We start from the raw sequence: 16,893 nt of genomic DNA, 5'->3' as shown, positions 1-16,893 counted from the left end.
TGGCTCCTGTTTGATTCAAGATACTCATTGCCGGAATTCTCTACTTTACAAGTGTCTGGTTTTCGGGGAAGGGGTCAATGATGAAGATGCGAACTGGATGTCGTGGTACATCCTGTAGAGGCCGTCTTTGGCAAGAAGCTCCTCATGGGTACCGCTCTCAGCAACACGGCCCTTGTCAAGAACAATGATCCTGTCGGCATTTTTCACCGTTGACAGCCTATGGGCAACCACAAGCGCAGTCCTGTCCTCCAAAGTATTGTCTTATAGCCTCCTGCACCACCTGCTCCGACTCATTATCAAGCGCACTGGTTGCTTCATCAAAAATCAGAAGGTCGGGGTTACGAACCATAGCGCGTGCTATAGCAAGCCGCTGACGCTGGCCGCCGGAAAGCTGCAGTCCCCTGTCGCCCACAATGGTTTCATACATATCAGGCTTCTCCTCAACAAACTTCCTTGCATTGGCCAGTCCGGCCGCCTGAACAACCCGTTCATGCTCCACTACACCCTGCACACCATAGGCAATATTATGTTCAATAGTGTCATTGAACAGAATCACCTCCTGGCTCACAACGCCAATCATGCTCCGAAGCTGCTTGTAGTCAAACTCACGGATATCAACCCCGTCTATGGTAATCCGTCCGGAATCTACATCATAGAAGCGCAAAAGCAGATCAACCGCAGTAGACTTGCCTGACCCCGACTGCCCAACCAAAGCAACCAGCTCTCCCTTACGGATATCAAACGACACATGGTCAAGCACGGCTGCTGCATCAGCCTCCTGCAGGTATTTAAACGAAACATCTTCAAACCGGATAACATCGGAAAAGCCTGAAATGGAGTGGGTACCATTCTTCACCAATGGCTCGGCATCAATCAGCTCAAACAGCCGTTCGGCGGATGCCATTCCGTTCTGGATGCTGGTATTCGCCTCACCAAGCGTTTTGATGGGCCCCATCGCCGAATAGAGACTGAACGCAAACACAATAAGCTCATTGGCCGTCATGTTCCCCTCAAACACCTACAACCCACCGAACCAGAGCACCATAGCAACAGCCGCAACCAGAAGCGTTTCATTGAGAGGAGAGATAATGTTGCGATACCGGTAAGCCTTGAGATCAAGCCGTCGGAACTCATTGGTAAAACTCTTGAACCTCTCAAGCTCCACATCCTCAAACCCGGTGGACTTGATAACCTTTATTCCGTTGAACTTCTCCTGAAGCACCGAGTTCATATCGCCCATCTTTTCGCGGATGAGTCGGGCCAGCGCCTTAACCTTCTGACCGATAATACGAATAATAAAAAAAATGAGTATGGAGACGCCGAAAGCAAACAGCGTCAGCTTCCAGCTCAGAACAAACAGAATACCCACATACACAAAAATGGTAAACGGGTTCTGAATGAAATTGATGAAAGTGGTACTGATGGAGCCCTGCACATTAGACACATCATTGTAAACATGGTTCATCAACCCGCCAACCCGCTGCTTGTTGAAATAATCCAGATGCATCTCAATGATGGTGTGAAACACATCATCGCGAAGCGTCTTTGTCGCCTTTGTCTGTATGCGAAAAATCAGCTGCTTGTTGATGTAGAGAAAGAGATTCTTCAGAGCAAACGCAGCTATCAGAAAAATGCAGATTTTCAGGAGGGTCTCCTGCTTTGTATCCGAATGGAACAGCTGCTGGAAAACCTCCGTAGCCTTTTGCTGCAAGGCTGCAGTATCCACAAGGCTATCCTTGGATAAAGCAGGCGGCTTCGCCTTCACAGAGAGCCCTGCAGAAGCATCGGAAGAGCCGGCACTGGCGGGAGCACTGACCGTCTTGTCAGCGGTGAAAATGGCGTTGAGGAGGGGAAGAACCGAATAGATGGAGACAACGCTGAAGAGCGAAGTCAGGATGCTTACGAACACAACGAGCACGATCTTCCCCTTCGAGGGGACCAGATAGCGCAAAACACGCAGAATCAAATTCATAGGAGGCACTCAACGCTTATGCAATACGAAACACGAACAGATTTATAAGGTAGGCGTTCACCGCCTAATAACCAACGATAACGAAAAAGGCCTCATGGGTGTGAATGCTACCCATGAGGCCAATAAAAACCGCCCATTCAGTTGAAATAATCACGCATGCCCATCAGCGATGCATGCGCCACTTCCCGAGGCGGCCCCGCTGAAAATCCATGATACCTGCCGCCATCGCATTAATTTTACGCATCTTATCACCCTCAAGCAACAAAACTCCCAGAATATCATTGACAATCATTCTGAAATAGGGACGGGGAAAATCCGGGAACATCTTTCGCAGATAGAGCCGGTTGCGCATGATATAATACTTCCTTTGCCAACCATGGTTCATGGCCGAAAAGCGAATGCCTGCTAAAACGGCCGATAATGGATCACCCACCTGGTGCCGCAGGGATACGCTGTTGTTGAGTAATACTTTGCTACCGGAGCGCCTGAGACGGAAGCAGAACTCATGATCCACCTGGTCGATGAACAGTGCTTCATTGAACCCTCCCTGGCGCTCCCATTCGGAAAGCCGGAGAATGCTGCCGGAAGTAATGATGCTTCTCCGTTCAATAATGCCCCTATCGGCACCCTTAAGGGTTGAAGGGCCAATAACAGCAACTGACACATCACGCATCTGAGTGTCAGCATCCGACAGATGCCGGACAATATCTTGCGCCTCAAAACTGCTGTCCTGATCCATCGTCATGACGAATTCATACCCTTTCTCAAGGGCCATGCGACAGCCTGTATTCAAAGCAGCACCAATACCAACGTTTTCATGGAAAGGAACATAGGTCACCCCGTCAAGGTCCCGGACAAGAGCTCCATTGTCAGAACCGGAATTATCGATAACGAACACCGCCCCCACAAAGCTACAATAGCTCTGGAGATTGCCAACAAACTCAGCAACGGGTTGATACCACACAACAACAGCAGCAGTCCGGAATCCGTCAACCATGTTTGCCTTTTTTACGATTGTAATAAGCCATCAGGGTATTGAAATACTCGTCACCTAACCGCTCTGAGGAATAGGCAGCAAGAACACTTTCCCGTGCCTGCATACCTATTTCCCGCCTTACATCCGGCGACTTGAGCCTCCGCACATAGGTACGCCACTCCTCTTCGTTCTCAGCAAAAAAGCCATTGTATCCGTGCCTGATAATCCGCCTATGAGCATCAGTCGGGCTGCATACTACAGGAATCCCATAGGCCATGTAATTGAGTACTTTATGGGCCGCCTTAACCGCATCGAAAACGGGAACAATACCAATATCGCTCTGCTGAATGAACTTCTGCCAGGAATGCGGACGGTCCCACGCCACCCGTAACGGCATATTCCACTCAACGCCCTTCTGGAATCCCGGCTCATTGACCAATTCAGGATCTTCGCCCGAACACCATCTGAAATCCACATCCTCCCCCTGCAGCATGGCGGACATCGGCTTGATGAAGCGGGGGTAATTTTCCGGCAATCCATACCATGTCACCACCGGCCGGCAGCTACGGCTATGCTCTTTCACAATACGAGGATCAGCCTCATGCGGATCAATAACGGTTTCTGAAACAACCCGTAACCCTTTTGCCACACAATCCTCCTGCAAGGCATGATTCGAGCAGATCACCAGATCCGCAAGCAGGTTGAGGATCTGCATTTTTTTCTTCGACATCGGGTCACATGCATCGAACACCACAAGGGCACGGCGAAGATGCTTCGTCAAAAATGCCTGAACTTTACGGTCAAGGCCTTTCTGAATAACAACAATATCATAGGGAAAGATTGACGCATTGACGGCAGTCGTCAGTCCCAAAACATCCGATTGCACTCCCCCGCGGGAAAGGATATGCTCATGGATATTAACCGCACGCAACCGGTTCGACCCGTAATATGCCATTTCCGGGTGCGTCGGGAACTCCCCGCTGCTTTTCGGAATCCATAATATCCGCAAAGGGCCCCTCATGAGAAGCGACCTCTGAAGAAATTGACTATCCTTTGCGAAGCACGGCCATCACCATAAGGATTATTTGCCCCGGCCATTCCCTCATAAGCCGCCTCATCGTCCAGCAGCCGACTGACAGCCGCAAAAATCCCAACACGGGCAGTCCCAACCAAACACACCGTACCAGCCTCAACTGCTTCAGGTCGTTCGGTCGTACTCCTCATCACAAGGACAGGCTTCCCCAGACCGGGAGCCTCCTCCTGAATGCCGCCTGAATCAGTCAAAAGGAGATATGAGCGACTCATGAGGTAGACAAACGTCATAGAATGCCGCAGCCCGATAATATTATGAAACAAACAACTCCCGCCGACCAACAAGGTACCCGTTCAGGGCCGAATTACCAACCGATACCCGCGCCCCGAACAGACACGCGAAAATCACTCACGGGCAAGAATAGCATATGTCTACACAGGATACTTCCCCTTTCGCTCTGAAACGACCCGAAATCCGTGGTCCATCAAAACGCTGATATGGACCGGATTATTGTAGATGACATACACCCTTCGTCCCAAAAGCCTTCGAAGGAACGCATCCATTATCCGGCCATCGAAAGGATTGTACAGGTACAGAAGAAGCGAATTGCTGAAAGCGCCAAAATCAAAGGAGCTGACATCGGCACAGATCAGCTTGACGTCATCGCCACCACCCACATTCCGCAGATTGTCCCTGCAGATATCAAGTAGATCAGGATTAAGCTCTATGCCGGTAAGAGCATGGGCGAGTCCCATCGAAGCAAGACACTCCCGCCATACCAGCAGCACCTTACCCTTGCCGCATCCGATATCAATGAAATCGAAATCACCAGGCGATACGCCCTGAAGGGACATCACTTCCGAGAGGCTATCTACGATGACCGATGTCCAGGCCGCCATATCTAAATTAGCCCCTGACAACCCTTCAGAAGCACACCGATACGCTTCAAGCCGCATGCGCCTGTGCGTGTTCACATGCCGGGTCAAATCAAACAGCTTGATTTCCCGAAAATAGCTCCAGGCCAGACTGACGATATTCAGTTTCCATAACTCCATACGACATCAACGAAATATGAGCATCAATAAGCCAATCTCAACCATTCAAACCGGGTCTTGAATACGCAATAACCGCATTACTCATCATCCTCGGGATTGTCCAGAGCAAAAAGAAATACATCGACGATCCTTCCGCATGCCCTGCCGTCGCCATAGGGATTGTGAGCCCTTGCCATGGCGGCATAATGCACAGCGTCGTCCAGCAATCTGGAGACCTCTTCGACAATAACCTCTCGTCGTGTCCCGACCAGTCTCACCGTACCGGCCTCCAGCGCCTCAGGGCGCTCTGTCGTGGTGCGCATCACGAGCACGGGCTTACCGAGCCCGGGAGCCTCCTCCTGGATGCCGCCCGAGTCAGTCAGTACCAGATACGAGCAGTTCATGAGGTACACGAACGGCAGGTAGTCAAGCGGCTCGATGAAAAGCACGTTCGGCCGGGCACCCGCACCGCCGAACACCTCCTTAATGGGCCTGCGCACATTCGGGTTCAGGTGCATGGGATAGAGAAAATCAACCTCGGGGTAACGGTCGGCGAGATCCCGGAGAGCCGTGCATATGCCGAGGAAGCCCTCGCCGAAATTCTCCCGCCGATGGCCGGTCACGAGCACAAGGCGGCGACCAGTGCCACCGTTCCATTGCCGGACCAGCTCTAAAGGAATCCCCGCAGCCTGAAGACTATTCAGGACCTTCAGCTCAACATCATCCGTAGAAGCAATTTTCCCCAACACCCAATGAAGGGCATCAATCACCGTATTACCAGTAACTAGAATGGCGTCAGCCAAAACAGTTTCCCTCAACAAATTCGTCCGACTCAGTTCGGTAGGGGCAAAATGCAATGACGCAATGCGTGAAGTCAACTGCCGGTTCATCTCCTCCGGAAATGGGCTGTAGATATTTCCCGTCCGCAGGCCAGCCTCCACATGGGCAACTGGAATACGGTAGTAAAATGCAGCAAGTGCCGCCGCCGTAGAGGTGGTCGTGTCGCCATGAACAAACACAACATCCGGCTGAGCTTCAGCCAGAACATCGCGCATTCCAATCAGCACCCGTGCGGTAACATCATATAGGTCCTGCCCCTGCCGCATAATATTGAGATCGTAATCGGGCTTAATGTCAAACAACCCGAGCACCTGATCAAGCATCTCCCGGTGCTGCCCAGTAACCGCCACAACAGTCTCGAACAACGCTGTATGCTTCTCGAACTCCTTCACGAGGGGAGCCATCTTGATGGCCTCCGGCCTTGTGCCGAACACCAGCAGCACCTTCTTCCTAACCGTCATCTCCTGAACACTCCAGCAAAGTCGAGAATAGCCTTCTCATTATCATAATCCAGCGAATGAAACTCATCGTGAGCCACAAGAAATGCCACAATATCAGCCCTATCATAGGCTTCTCGATATTCTGTAAGCTTGAACACACCGTGCTCGTCGATGTTCGGCTCCACAACAAGGAATCCGTCCTGACCGCTCTGCATCACTTTCTGGACGATGTACTTGGCCGGGCTCTCGCGCAGGTCGTCAATGTTCGGTTTGAAGGCGAGGCCCATCAGGGCGACCCGTGGTTTACGGCCATGGCGCAGCTCAAACTCCAGCATGGAACTGCGGATCTTTTCGGCGCACCAGAACGCCTTGTAGTTGTTGATGTCGCGAGCAGTGCCAATGAGGCGCGACTCCTTCGGATAATCGGATACAATGAACCAGGGATCAACCGCAATGCAGTGCCCTCCCACACCGGCACCGGGTTTAAGGATGTTGACTCTTGGGTGACGGTTGGCAAGCTCCACCAGCTCCCATACATTAATTCCCGCACGATCACATATCAGCGACAGCTCATTGGCGAAAGCAATCTGCACATCGCGTGAAGAGTTCTCCGTCAACTTGCATAGTTCAGCTGTCCTGGCATTGGTCCCATGAAGTTCTCCCTCCACAAACAACCGGTAGAACTCCTTCGCCTTTTCGGTCGACTGTTCATCAATCCCACCGATAACCCGATCATTATGCACCAGCTCATGCAGCACATTGCCGGGAAGGACCCTTTCGGGACAGTATGCAATGGAAACCTTCCCCTCAAGTTCCGGCCGTTCAAAGAAAATCAAGGCCGCCATCTGCTCGGTTGTCCCAACCGGTGATGTCGACTCAATAATGAAGGTGTCTTCCTCTTTCAGCAGCGGCAGAACCATCCGGGTAGCTGACTCAACAAATGAAATATCGGGTTCATGCGCTCCCTTAAACGGAGTAGGGACAACGACAAGGTGCACATCTGCTGATAGCGGAGAAGTAGACGCTGTAAAATCACCCTTCAGAACCCCCTCTTTCACCACTTCAGCCAGACCAGGCTCCACAATATGTATCTCCCCCCGCTGAATGGTTTCTACAACATCGGGATTGACATCCACCCCGTGTACCCGCACCCCCTTACCTGCAAGAACTGCAGCCGTAGGGAGGCCGATGTATCCAAGGCCAAAAAACTGTACAAGCATACGAATCAGATTTTTTTATGCGTTTACACCTCAGCCAACAGCAAGCACCATAACATCCCTGAGCACCGAGCAGGTCAAGTCAATATTGCCAACCTCAAGCGTCGGGTGCACAAGGAACATCAAAGTGCTCTCCCCAAGCTCGCGGGCAACAGGCAGGCGTTCCACAGGCTGGAATCCGCTGCCTTCAAACGCATGCTCAAGATAAATCTCTGAACAGGAACCGGCATAACAGGGAACGCCCCGGTCATTGATATCCATCATAATGCGTTCCCTCGACCACCCATCCTTCAGCGCGTCCGTTTCAATAAAAACATAACATTTATATACGGCATGTCCTGCCCACTGCGGAACATCAGGAACCCGCAGCCCCGGCATACTGCGTGCAGTGCTCCATATCCGCTCCGCATTCGCCTGCCGTGCGGCCGTCCATGCCGCCATTTGCCTGAGCTGAATCCGTCCCACTGCAGCCTGCATCTCGAGCATCCGGTAATTTGAACCAAACGACTCATGCAACCAGCGAAACCCCGGCGGGTGACCTCGCTCATACACAGCCTCAAAACTTTTTCCATGGTCCTTGTATGACCAGACCCTGCTCCAAAGAGCGCTGTCATTAGTTGTTACCATACCACCTTCCCCTCCGGTCGTCATAATCTTATCCTGGCAGAATGACCATGCTGCTATATGGCCGATAGAACCAACAGGACGCCCTTTGTAGCTTGCCCCATGTGCCTGGGCACAGTCCTCTATGACAAAAAGGCCACGCTCACCGGCAAGTTGCATGATCGGATCCATATCGCAGGGCATCCCGCCGAGATGAACAGCAATGATCGCCTTTGTTTTTGGTGAAAGGACTGCCCGCACTGTTTCGGCAGTGATGTTCTGGGTATCGCGGTCCACATCGGCAAACACCGGTGAAGCCCCTACGGCAACGATACAGGATGCCGAAGCAATGAAAGTTCGGGAAGTAACCACCACCTCATCGCCAAATCCGACGCCAAGCGCACGGAGAGCCACTTCAAGTGCAAGCGTGCCGTTAGCAATCGCTACGGCATGCCGACACCCGCACCACCGGGCAAACTCCTTCTCAAACTCTCTGCACTCGCTACCTGTCCAGTAGTTGACCCGGTTCGACAGGAGAACCCGCCTGACGGCGTCACCCTCTTCTGCTGAAAAGTTTGGCCATGGGGGAAATGGGGTATTGAGCATATCATCGTCTGAAAATCGTTTGTAGTAAAAATCGGATATCGTTTCCGAAACTCCAGTTCCTTACATACCTGAGGTTGATCTGCACCTTGTCAGGCCAGATTACTTCCCGGTTATACGCCTCGGGGTCTGCCTGTGCCGCAAGCAGGTCCTCCTCGTTGCGGTACTTGATTGTAGCAGGGCCGGTAATCCCCGGCCTCACACTCAGCACCAGCCGTTCTTCACCCTCCAGCGCCCCCGAATACTCCTCCACATCAGGCCGTGGCCCGACGAAGCTCATATCGCCCTTGAGCACATTGAACAGCTGGGGCAGTTCATCAATTTTAAATGTACGCAATATCCCCCCAATCCAGGTAATCCGTGGATCCACTCCTGTTGTCACCGTTGTTGTCACCTCCCGCGAAACGCGCATGGTGCGAATCTTGTATACATTGAATGCCTTGCCGAAACGCCCGATACGACGCTGGACAAACAGTCCGTTCATCCCAGTGTCAAGTGATGCCGCAATCCAGGCCAACAGTATCAGCCACCAGAGAAAACAGAGCCCGGCGAACGAAACCACCATATCGAACGCACGCTTCAGCTGGCGGCCGTGCCATGCAACCGGACAGACCTCAAGCATTCCCTGCCCCCCTCCAACTCGCCCTTCGCAACTCTTCCTGACGCATTAAAACATCGAATCTGCTCGACCGAATCAACCCTCCAAGCTGCCTCCTCAAAGGAAACGCGCCCGCAACAACCGCCCCAACGAGCGGAGAGTACACGACATTGAGCCGGCAGTATGCCTTACGGAACCCGAACTTCTGCTCAAGGAACTGATGGATGCCGGTATCGTGGCTGATGTTCCGTGCCCCGTCGCTCACAAACCGGAACCCCCGTTCTTCAAGATAATGGGTGTTCATACAGTGGATCATGGCATAGGATGCATAGTTCTTCAACGCCTCAGGCGTAAACCACATGGTAGAATAAAAGCAGGCATTGCCGTCCACAATATTCTCGCCGAACCCAACGAGGGCCCCGTTATCGTCAAAAACCCCCCAGAACTCTATATCAGAAGGCATTGCATGCACCGCCGAAGAAAACTCGTCACGGGAGAATTTCCGTTCGAATGTCTCGTACCGCTCATACGCCGATGCGTACACGGGATAGCCTTTTTCCATAATCAGCGAACGATCGCACCCTTCAACCCTGCATGAGCGCAACCCCTTTTTAACCTGGTTCCGTGTTTTTGGGGAAAGTGCCGAAAGCGCCGGATCCGAATCCTTGATCAAATGCCACCATGCACCCTCAGCCGCATCATCGAATCCGGATTCCCACCGCATCAGATAGGCCTTCCTCTCCCTCACCAATGCAGAAGCCTGTGCAGCAGTAATTGGAAACCCCCTATGCGGCAGCGAATAGGGAAGAATGGAGCCATGCATCAAGCGCCACCTCGATCAGTATGCTTCGAATGTAGAATACCCTATCATGCGCCCGCCACCCAGGCCACCCATCTGTCGGCCAGCGAAGAACGGCTGAACTCGTCCTCTGCCAGCCTCCGGGCTGCAGCGCCCATTTCCTGCAACATGCCTCGGTTATCTGCCGCAGACGCCAAAGCATCAGCAAAGGCGCCAGGATCGTCCGGCGGTAGCGTAAAGCCACAAGCCCATGCTCTGATCATATCGGCAAGCCAGCCGGGATAGTTATTGAGTACCGGCAACCCGGAAGCAAGGTAATCGAAAAACTTGTTGGGTGAGGTCCCGTAGTAGAATGCCGGGACATTGGCCAGGATCTGCAGGCCCACATCACTTCCCGCAAGCAGCCCCGCAAGACGGGTTTTATCGACGGCGTCAAGGAAAATGACCATATCAAGCCCTTCAGCTGTTGCACGCTTTTTCAGACCTCCTTTCAGTTTCCCCTCGCCGACAAGCACGATTTTGATATCAGTCCGTCCCCGCCTTTTGAGTTCTGCAGCCACATCAAGCACAGCGTCCAGTCCGTTAGCCATACCATGCGTACCGGAAAAAACAGCCAGCAGGTCAGACTGATGCACCCCGTCCGGCCGCCAGCACGCCCTATGCGCTGAAAAAAAGTCAAGATCACAGCCATTAGGAACGAGGGCCACACGCCGGCGGGGCACCCCGCAGCGGACAATCCCGTCAACAATGCCGGGCGAGAGCCCGATCAAGCGATGTGCTGAACGATAGCTCATCCATTCAAGCACGGACATTGCGCCAAGAACCATAGGGTTCCGTATCACACCCATTGCCCGGGGCAGTTCAGGCCAGAGGTCGCGGACTTCAAAAACAAACGGCTTCCGGCGCAGCCAGCGGGCAACAATCCCGGGTATTCCGGCAGTAAGGGGCGTCGTGGTTGCAAAGAGCACATCGTAGCGCTCACTCAGCGCCAACCCGATGCTTCGAAGTGCAAACTGCAGGAAGGTCAACATCCGACGGGCAAACCCGTCGCTGTTCGAATACGCAAGATCAAATTCCACAACATCTATACCGTCCACCACCCCCCGGCGCAGACCTTTGGCGTACTCACCACGCAGCCCTGTCTTTGCCAGCCCGTAACTGCCGCAGACCATGGTGACCTCATGCCCCTGCTCAAGGAGTTTCCTCGCCATTTCATAAGAGCGGGTTCCAGTGGAACCTTCCGGGGTGGAAAAGTGCTGATGGAAATAAAGGACCTTCATGCCGTTTGACCACAGTCTTTGTATTGGAGCCTTTCCACAAGCGTTTCGAACTGCGCCTGAAAACAGAATTCATAACCGTCGATCCCGTCAGGCATCACAGTCGGACAATGATAACTCATCTCAAAAAGTCGCCGCACTTTCATTGCTTCAGCAAGAGAGTATGGAAACGAGGAGTTACCGATAAAAAACTTGGCGCCTTTTATCGCCCGAGCCAGTTCGAGAAAATCTTTCACAGGGTGATACTCAATGCCTGGCACCATACACCTCATTGCATCATATTCGTCCTCAACCCCCACAAAAACCGTTTTCCGATACTGCTTAAGGAAAGAGTAATCAATACCTGGAGCATGGTTCCCGGCACTCCGGGCAACCATAATGTAATCCGCAAACGACCTGTCCGGCTCGAGGTGAATCCATGGCCTGCACAAGTCCGCATTTACGGCATATAGCAGGAAATACCAACGCGCGATATGCCCCCGGCTGAAACGGATAGGCAACTCCCTGAAACGATCGAGATTGTAGTGCACTGTTTCATTTCGATAAGGCTCACAAGCAGCAATAGACTCCTGCGAAAGGAACAGAGGTTGCAACATCTCAAACATTTTCTCATTAAGCATCACGTTGCCCAAAGGATGCGACTTCCGGACTGCTTTGAGGTTTGCCGGCCGGTTCAGGTGCATGAAAAACGATACCGGTTTTTCCCGCGAAAGCGCATATACGGTAGGCAACGAATAGATTATGTCGCCGGCATGGCCACTGTGCTTGAACGAAACCGTTGGCATGTCGAGATTCGTTGGTACATCAGCAAGTGAAGCAAGTGCTGCCGCCTTTTCAATGAAACGCTCATCCTGCGCCTGAAGGTCCAATTGCGCTAGTCGCGACCTGTTTGTTCCCTTGAGAATCAATCGTTTAAGGAGATTCATGCCATCAACCACTCAATATCAGTTATGATACTACCCGCCGCTTCAACTTCGACCTCAAGAACCGGCAACGGCGTTTTTTCATTATAATGAAGCGACTCCCACCCTTCACTCAGTTCCGCTCTGACAATCGGCATTGTCGCCTTTACCGTTAATATCAAGCGCTGATTTTCCGTTCCAGATACCCGAACGCCCCCTTCATCCTGCTCCAGCGTCCACAATCCGGGCATGAGCCGCCAACGGAGCATTGCGCCACGCTCAAAATCCGATAGTTTATCAACAACGCGAAGCCGTGCTTCAGAAAACATTATCTCCCGTATATGCCGAGCACCACGCCAGTCCCGATACCCTACAGCAAAATGCAGCCCCCCTTCTTTTTCTTCAGGCCGTTCCAGGCGTTCTGTTTTCAGCCAGCTCCCGAAGAGGAACCTGCCGAGACGCGGCATCTGGTCGCGACCGTCGAACTGGACGGTATTGTGGGACTCGACACCGCCGAAATACCCTGTCCACTGCTCCCCCGCAAAGTAGCTGTATGAACCCCCGTCCCGAAGGAGGTTCCTTCCGTTCAGCCAGAGATCGAGATGCAGGGCATCCGCCTGCCCGGGCCGAAAACGGAAACGAGGATAGCGCATCAGCACCATGGCCGGGCCCCGCCGGAACACGGCAAAGCCGCCGTCATCGGCCAGATAGTCTCCAACCGGATCAGCGGCCCGGACGGGAACCGGCAGACCGAGCCACTCCAGGGTGCGGCTGCATGCCCCATCCCCCATATACGCCCGCTTACCGGCAAAAAGAGCTGCTGCAAGCTGCACCGACGAGCGGAAATCCCCATAGGGGGAACCGTCGAGCTGCAGCAAACGGGCACCGTCGTTGTGGCCGACGTTCGGAGCCTCACCCGTCTCCGGCTGCACCATGTGGCGCAGCCACTCCGCGGCCGCGGCCGCCCGGGCCTGCAGTTCTGCCGAAAATGCAGAAAGAGCGAGGTTACGCCGCCATACCTCTGCGAGGAAGAGGGTATCGAGCATCAGGCGGTGGTAGTTCAGGGAGTGCTGGCTGAAACTCCCCTCGCGGCCGACCAGGCGACGAACACGGTCTTCAAGCCACCTCCTGCCGAGCCGTGCCCACCGCTCTCCCTCCGCGTCGCCGGAGAGGGCCAGCCAGCTCCCTCCGATAAAAAGGCCCGCCGCCTCAGACGTTCCGTGGTTGTTGTCCTGCGCCATTGCGTAACCGACCGTCGGGGCGATGCGGCGGAGATGGACCCTCAGCATCTCGAGCAGCCCCGGCTCCGGCTCATGCGCCTGAGCCAGCATGATGGCAGCGACCGCAAGATGCATCACCCTGATCGATGCCTCCTGGCCGCACTTCCAGTTCGGTCCCCGGTAAGGCGGGTTATGGGTGTTCCAGTCGGCAAGCCAGCGGTTCAGGCGCTCGAGGGCCGAGCCGTCCCCCGTCGCCGCGCGACGGGCGAGCGCCGGAACCCAGTCCATGCGCGAAAGCTCCCAGACCAGCTTGATGTCGCCCGTCGCAGCGTCGAAATCAGAAATCCTCCACCAGGAGAGATCCGAGCCGGAAGCTCTTTTCCCAGTCAGGGGGTTGGCGAGCCAGTCGGGCGGCGCATCGGTGAGCGGAATGGGGATATGGCTGAAGAGCCAGCCTGTCGCATCCCACCCTTCGGGGGCCGGCAACGGGGAAACGGATGAAGGCGATCGGAAAAACGGCCCGCGGGGCACGGTGCCTGAAATTCGGCAGATGGGGTGCAGACCGCTCCTGATCCCGATCCGGTAGAGCGCCACTCTGGCGATGTTCCGCAGGCCGAGCCGCAGCATCGTTCGCCCCCTGTCGATCACGGCACGCCCCCTCACTACTGACGGCGAAGCTGCTCAACCGCGTCGAGGCTCACCCGGGCGACCTCGAACACCTCGTCGGCAGGGATGGCCGGCACGCCGGATTCGATTCCTCCGAGGAAGGCCGAAACGCAGCCGTCCTGCCCCTTGTCCTGCTTCATGAGGTTCATGCCGCCAAACCCCGGCCAGCCGAACCCCTTCATCTTCCGGAAGTTGTCGATCTGTAGCACCCTGCCCGCCGCAAACACCTCGATGCGCTCCTTGGGGAAGGACGACGGCCCGTTTGCCAGGTAGAGGATGGTCCCGAACGAGCCGTCCCGGAAAGCGAGGGTGATCGATGCCTTATCCTCGAGGACGGCCGCGGACCGGTCGCCGCCCATCCGGACGGCGTGCACCGAAACGATCGGGCTCGCGGCAAGGAACCGCATGAGGTCGATGTAGTGGCAGGCCTCGCCGATGATGCGCCCTCCTCCGATCTTCGGATCCTGCGTCCAGTGCTCGGCGGGAATGGCCCCGGCGTTCATCGTCATGATGAACGACTTCGGCTCCCGTACCGCCTCGAGCAGCCCTTTCATCTTCATGACCTGCGGGGCGAAACGGCGGTTGTAGCCCACCATGATCTGCGGCCCCCGATTGCCGTCGGCGTGTGCATCGCGATACGCCCCGAAAACCGCCTCAAGCCCCTCCCGGTCAATGGCAAGCGGCTTTTCGACGAACACGTGCCGCCCGGCCTTCAGCGCCCTGGCGGCGAGGGCTGCGTGGGAGTCGTGGCGTGTGACGATTGCCACCGTATTGACCACTCCCTCCATCAATGAGGCGACATCGGTTGATGCCTCGGCAAAACCCGCCTTCTTTCCATGGATGACCCCGCTGATACCCCCTTCGCTCACGATGGTGTGCAGCTGCGCGCCCGCCGCCCTGAACGCCGGTATGAGCACCCTCGAGGCGTAATTGCCCGCTCCGACGAACCCGATGACCGGACGCTGCGCATTACAATCGCTCTCCGCCCTCAGTCTCACGCTCCGCCGCATGCGCTCATCCACCGGACCGGGATAACGGAGCACGATGCCGAGGGCCGAGGAGTCTGCCGTCAAGGCCTCGTAGGCCGACGGGGCATCATCGAAATCGAAGCGGTGGGTCACGAGCGGAGCCACGTCCAGCTGGCCGGAGGCCATCATGTCGAGCACCGCCTCGAAGTTCCGCTGCTCGGTCCAGCGCACGAACCCGTAAGGGTAATCCAGCCCCCGCTCCTCATATCCCGAATCGTAGCGCCCCGGGCCGTATGAGCATGAGACCTGGAACGAGAGCTCCTTCTCGTAGAAATCCGCGCGGTTCAGCTCCAGGCCGACCACCCCGACAAGGACGATCCGCCCCCGCTTCCGGCTCATGCGGGCCGCCTGCGTCACCGGATCGTTCGACTTCGTCGAGGCGGTGATGACAACTCCGTCGACACCGCGGCCCCGGCTGAACGCCATCCCCACGGCAACGGGATCCTCCCCTTTTGCGGGATTGCAGGTCTCGGCCCCGAACGAACGCGCAAGAGCGAGCTTCGCCTCGTCGAAGTCGATCGCCAGTACGCGGCACCCATGGGCTCTGAGCAGCTGTACCGTCAGGAGGCCGATCAGTCCAGCACCGGTCACGACGAACGCCTCACCGAGAGAGGGCGCCGCAAGACGGATCCCCTGCAGGCCGATGCTGGCGACCACGGTGAACGAAGCCGCCTCATCGCTCACCCCGTCGGGAATGCGGGCAGACAGCAGGCGGGGGACCTTCACCACATCGGCATGCGGACCGTTCGAAACGATTCGGTCACCGACGGCGAACCCTTCCGTTTCCGAACCCGCTTCGACAACGACCCCGACGTTGCAGTACCCGAGCGGAAGAGGTTGTGCCAGTTTCGACTGCACGGCCTCGAGGGTGGCGGCAAGGCCGTCGGTACGGACCTTCTCGAGCACCATCTTCACCTTTTCGGGCTGCTGGCGGGCCTTGTCGAGGTATGAGGCCCGGCCGAACCCTACGAGCATCCGCTCAGTCCCGGCAGAAATGAGGCTAGCGATCGTCGCCGAGAGAAGGTGGGCAGGGGAAACAGCCGGAACAGGCGCCTCAGACAGATAGGTCCGCCCATGTTCCATGTCTTGAAGAATCTGCTTCATCCTGAATTGAGCGATTAGTATCTGACCGTGAGCATCATCCGGGGAAAAAATCCCGACTGCCACTACATGGCTTCTTTTTTAACGTTTTCTTCCGGTCTGTGCGGGGCTTTACACGCCCGCATAATACCTGTAATCGGGAAATATACACCATTACCACAGAGCATCCTATCGGTTGGGCGCACTAATCCCTGCGCCCCTCCCAAAAATTAGGACAGCTGGTTAAATTGAAAACAACCATCTTGCGCTATAGCCCCTTAATCGGTCACCTTGAAACTAGAGCTTCCGGCCTATTTTGTTGTAATGCAAGAAATTCATTCGGGGTCAAACCACTCAAAGAATAATGGGGCCTGAAGCCGTTGTAATCGTTTCGCCACTCCTCGATTTTGCCTCGAACATCGTCAAGGCTATTGAACCAATGGGTCGACAGGCATTCATCCCGGAATTTCCCGTTGAATGATTCAATATACGGGTTATCGGTCGGCTTGCCAGGTCGAGAGAACGCCAGAACGACCTTGTTCTCATATGCCCATCAATCCAGTTCCTTTGAAATGAACTCGCTGCCGTTGTCAACCTGTATCCGC

The 16,893-nt window shown here is 55.0% G+C and carries 13 protein-coding genes and 2 pseudogenes; all 15 read right to left on the bottom strand.

Going from position 1 to position 16,893, the window contains the following annotated elements; all coding sequences use genetic code 11:
- Positions 1-45: 45 nt before the first annotated feature.
- Positions 46-1,972, bottom strand: a pseudogene (locus EKD02_RS09230) (ABC transporter ATP-binding protein).
- Positions 1,973-2,135: 163 nt separating this feature from the next.
- On the bottom strand, positions 2,136-2,969 hold the full coding sequence (locus tag EKD02_RS09225; RefSeq protein WP_126385168.1) for a glycosyltransferase family 2 protein: 834 nt from the start codon (positions 2,967-2,969) through the stop codon (positions 2,136-2,138).
- Positions 2,962-3,969 carry a glycosyltransferase gene (locus EKD02_RS09220; RefSeq protein WP_126385167.1) on the bottom strand — a complete coding sequence of 336 codons (1,008 nt, stop codon included), beginning with the start codon at positions 3,967-3,969 and terminating at the stop codon, positions 2,962-2,964. Before EKD02_RS09220 ends, EKD02_RS09225 begins: the two co-directional genes overlap by 8 nt.
- Complete coding sequence (locus EKD02_RS09215; protein WP_126385165.1) at positions 3,966-4,271, bottom strand: UDP-N-acetylglucosamine 2-epimerase; 306 nt, start codon at positions 4,269-4,271, stop codon at positions 3,966-3,968. Before EKD02_RS09215 ends, EKD02_RS09220 begins: the two co-directional genes overlap by 4 nt.
- 141 nt (positions 4,272-4,412) lie before the next feature.
- Positions 4,413-5,036, bottom strand: coding sequence for a class I SAM-dependent methyltransferase (locus tag EKD02_RS09210; RefSeq protein ID WP_126385163.1), 624 nt, complete (start codon positions 5,034-5,036; stop codon positions 4,413-4,415).
- A gap of 77 nt (positions 5,037-5,113) precedes the next feature.
- Positions 5,114-6,316, bottom strand: a complete 1,203-nt coding sequence (gene wecB / locus EKD02_RS09205) for a non-hydrolyzing UDP-N-acetylglucosamine 2-epimerase (RefSeq protein ID WP_126385161.1) — start codon at positions 6,314-6,316, stop codon at positions 5,114-5,116.
- Positions 6,313-7,515 (bottom strand): UDP-N-acetyl-D-mannosamine dehydrogenase, encoded by a 1,203-nt coding sequence (gene wecC / locus EKD02_RS09200; protein WP_126385159.1) that lies wholly within the window; start codon positions 7,513-7,515, stop codon positions 6,313-6,315. Before wecC ends, wecB begins: the two co-directional genes overlap by 4 nt.
- Before the next feature lie 30 nt (positions 7,516-7,545).
- Positions 7,546-8,721, bottom strand: a complete 1,176-nt coding sequence (locus EKD02_RS09195; RefSeq protein WP_126385157.1) for a DegT/DnrJ/EryC1/StrS family aminotransferase — start codon at positions 8,719-8,721, stop codon at positions 7,546-7,548.
- A 1-nt stretch (position 8,722) separates the two neighbouring features.
- Entirely contained in the window at positions 8,723-9,340 is a 618-nt protein-coding gene (locus EKD02_RS09190; RefSeq protein ID WP_185805737.1) for a sugar transferase, read from the bottom strand.
- Entirely contained in the window at positions 9,333-10,139 is an 807-nt protein-coding gene (locus EKD02_RS09185) for a GNAT family N-acetyltransferase (RefSeq protein ID WP_126385155.1), read from the bottom strand. Before EKD02_RS09185 ends, EKD02_RS09190 begins: the two co-directional genes overlap by 8 nt.
- A 44-nt stretch (positions 10,140-10,183) precedes the next feature.
- Positions 10,184-11,395, bottom strand: a complete 1,212-nt coding sequence (locus EKD02_RS09180; RefSeq protein ID WP_126385153.1) for a glycosyltransferase family 4 protein — start codon at positions 11,393-11,395, stop codon at positions 10,184-10,186.
- On the bottom strand, positions 11,392-12,318 hold the full coding sequence (locus EKD02_RS09175; protein ID WP_126385151.1) for a hypothetical protein: 927 nt from the start codon (positions 12,316-12,318) through the stop codon (positions 11,392-11,394). The genes EKD02_RS09180 and EKD02_RS09175 overlap by 4 nt, the downstream gene beginning before the upstream one ends.
- Positions 12,315-14,141: a heparinase II/III family protein gene (locus EKD02_RS09170; RefSeq protein ID WP_126385149.1), complete on the bottom strand. Its 1,827-nt coding sequence runs from the start codon at positions 14,139-14,141 to the stop codon at positions 12,315-12,317. The genes EKD02_RS09175 and EKD02_RS09170 overlap by 4 nt, the downstream gene beginning before the upstream one ends.
- A 35-nt stretch (positions 14,142-14,176) precedes the next feature.
- Entirely contained in the window at positions 14,177-16,312 is a 2,136-nt protein-coding gene (locus EKD02_RS09165; protein ID WP_126385147.1) for a bi-domain-containing oxidoreductase, read from the bottom strand.
- A gap of 262 nt (positions 16,313-16,574) precedes the next feature.
- Positions 16,575-16,893, bottom strand: a pseudogene (locus EKD02_RS09160) (integrase core domain-containing protein); the annotation flags it as partial.

Source organism: Chlorobium phaeovibrioides (genome assembly GCF_003968655.1).
Taxonomy (GTDB): Bacteria; Bacteroidota; Chlorobiia; order Chlorobiales; family Chlorobiaceae; genus Chlorobium; species Chlorobium phaeovibrioides.
This window is presented reverse-complemented; position numbering and strand designations above follow the sequence as displayed.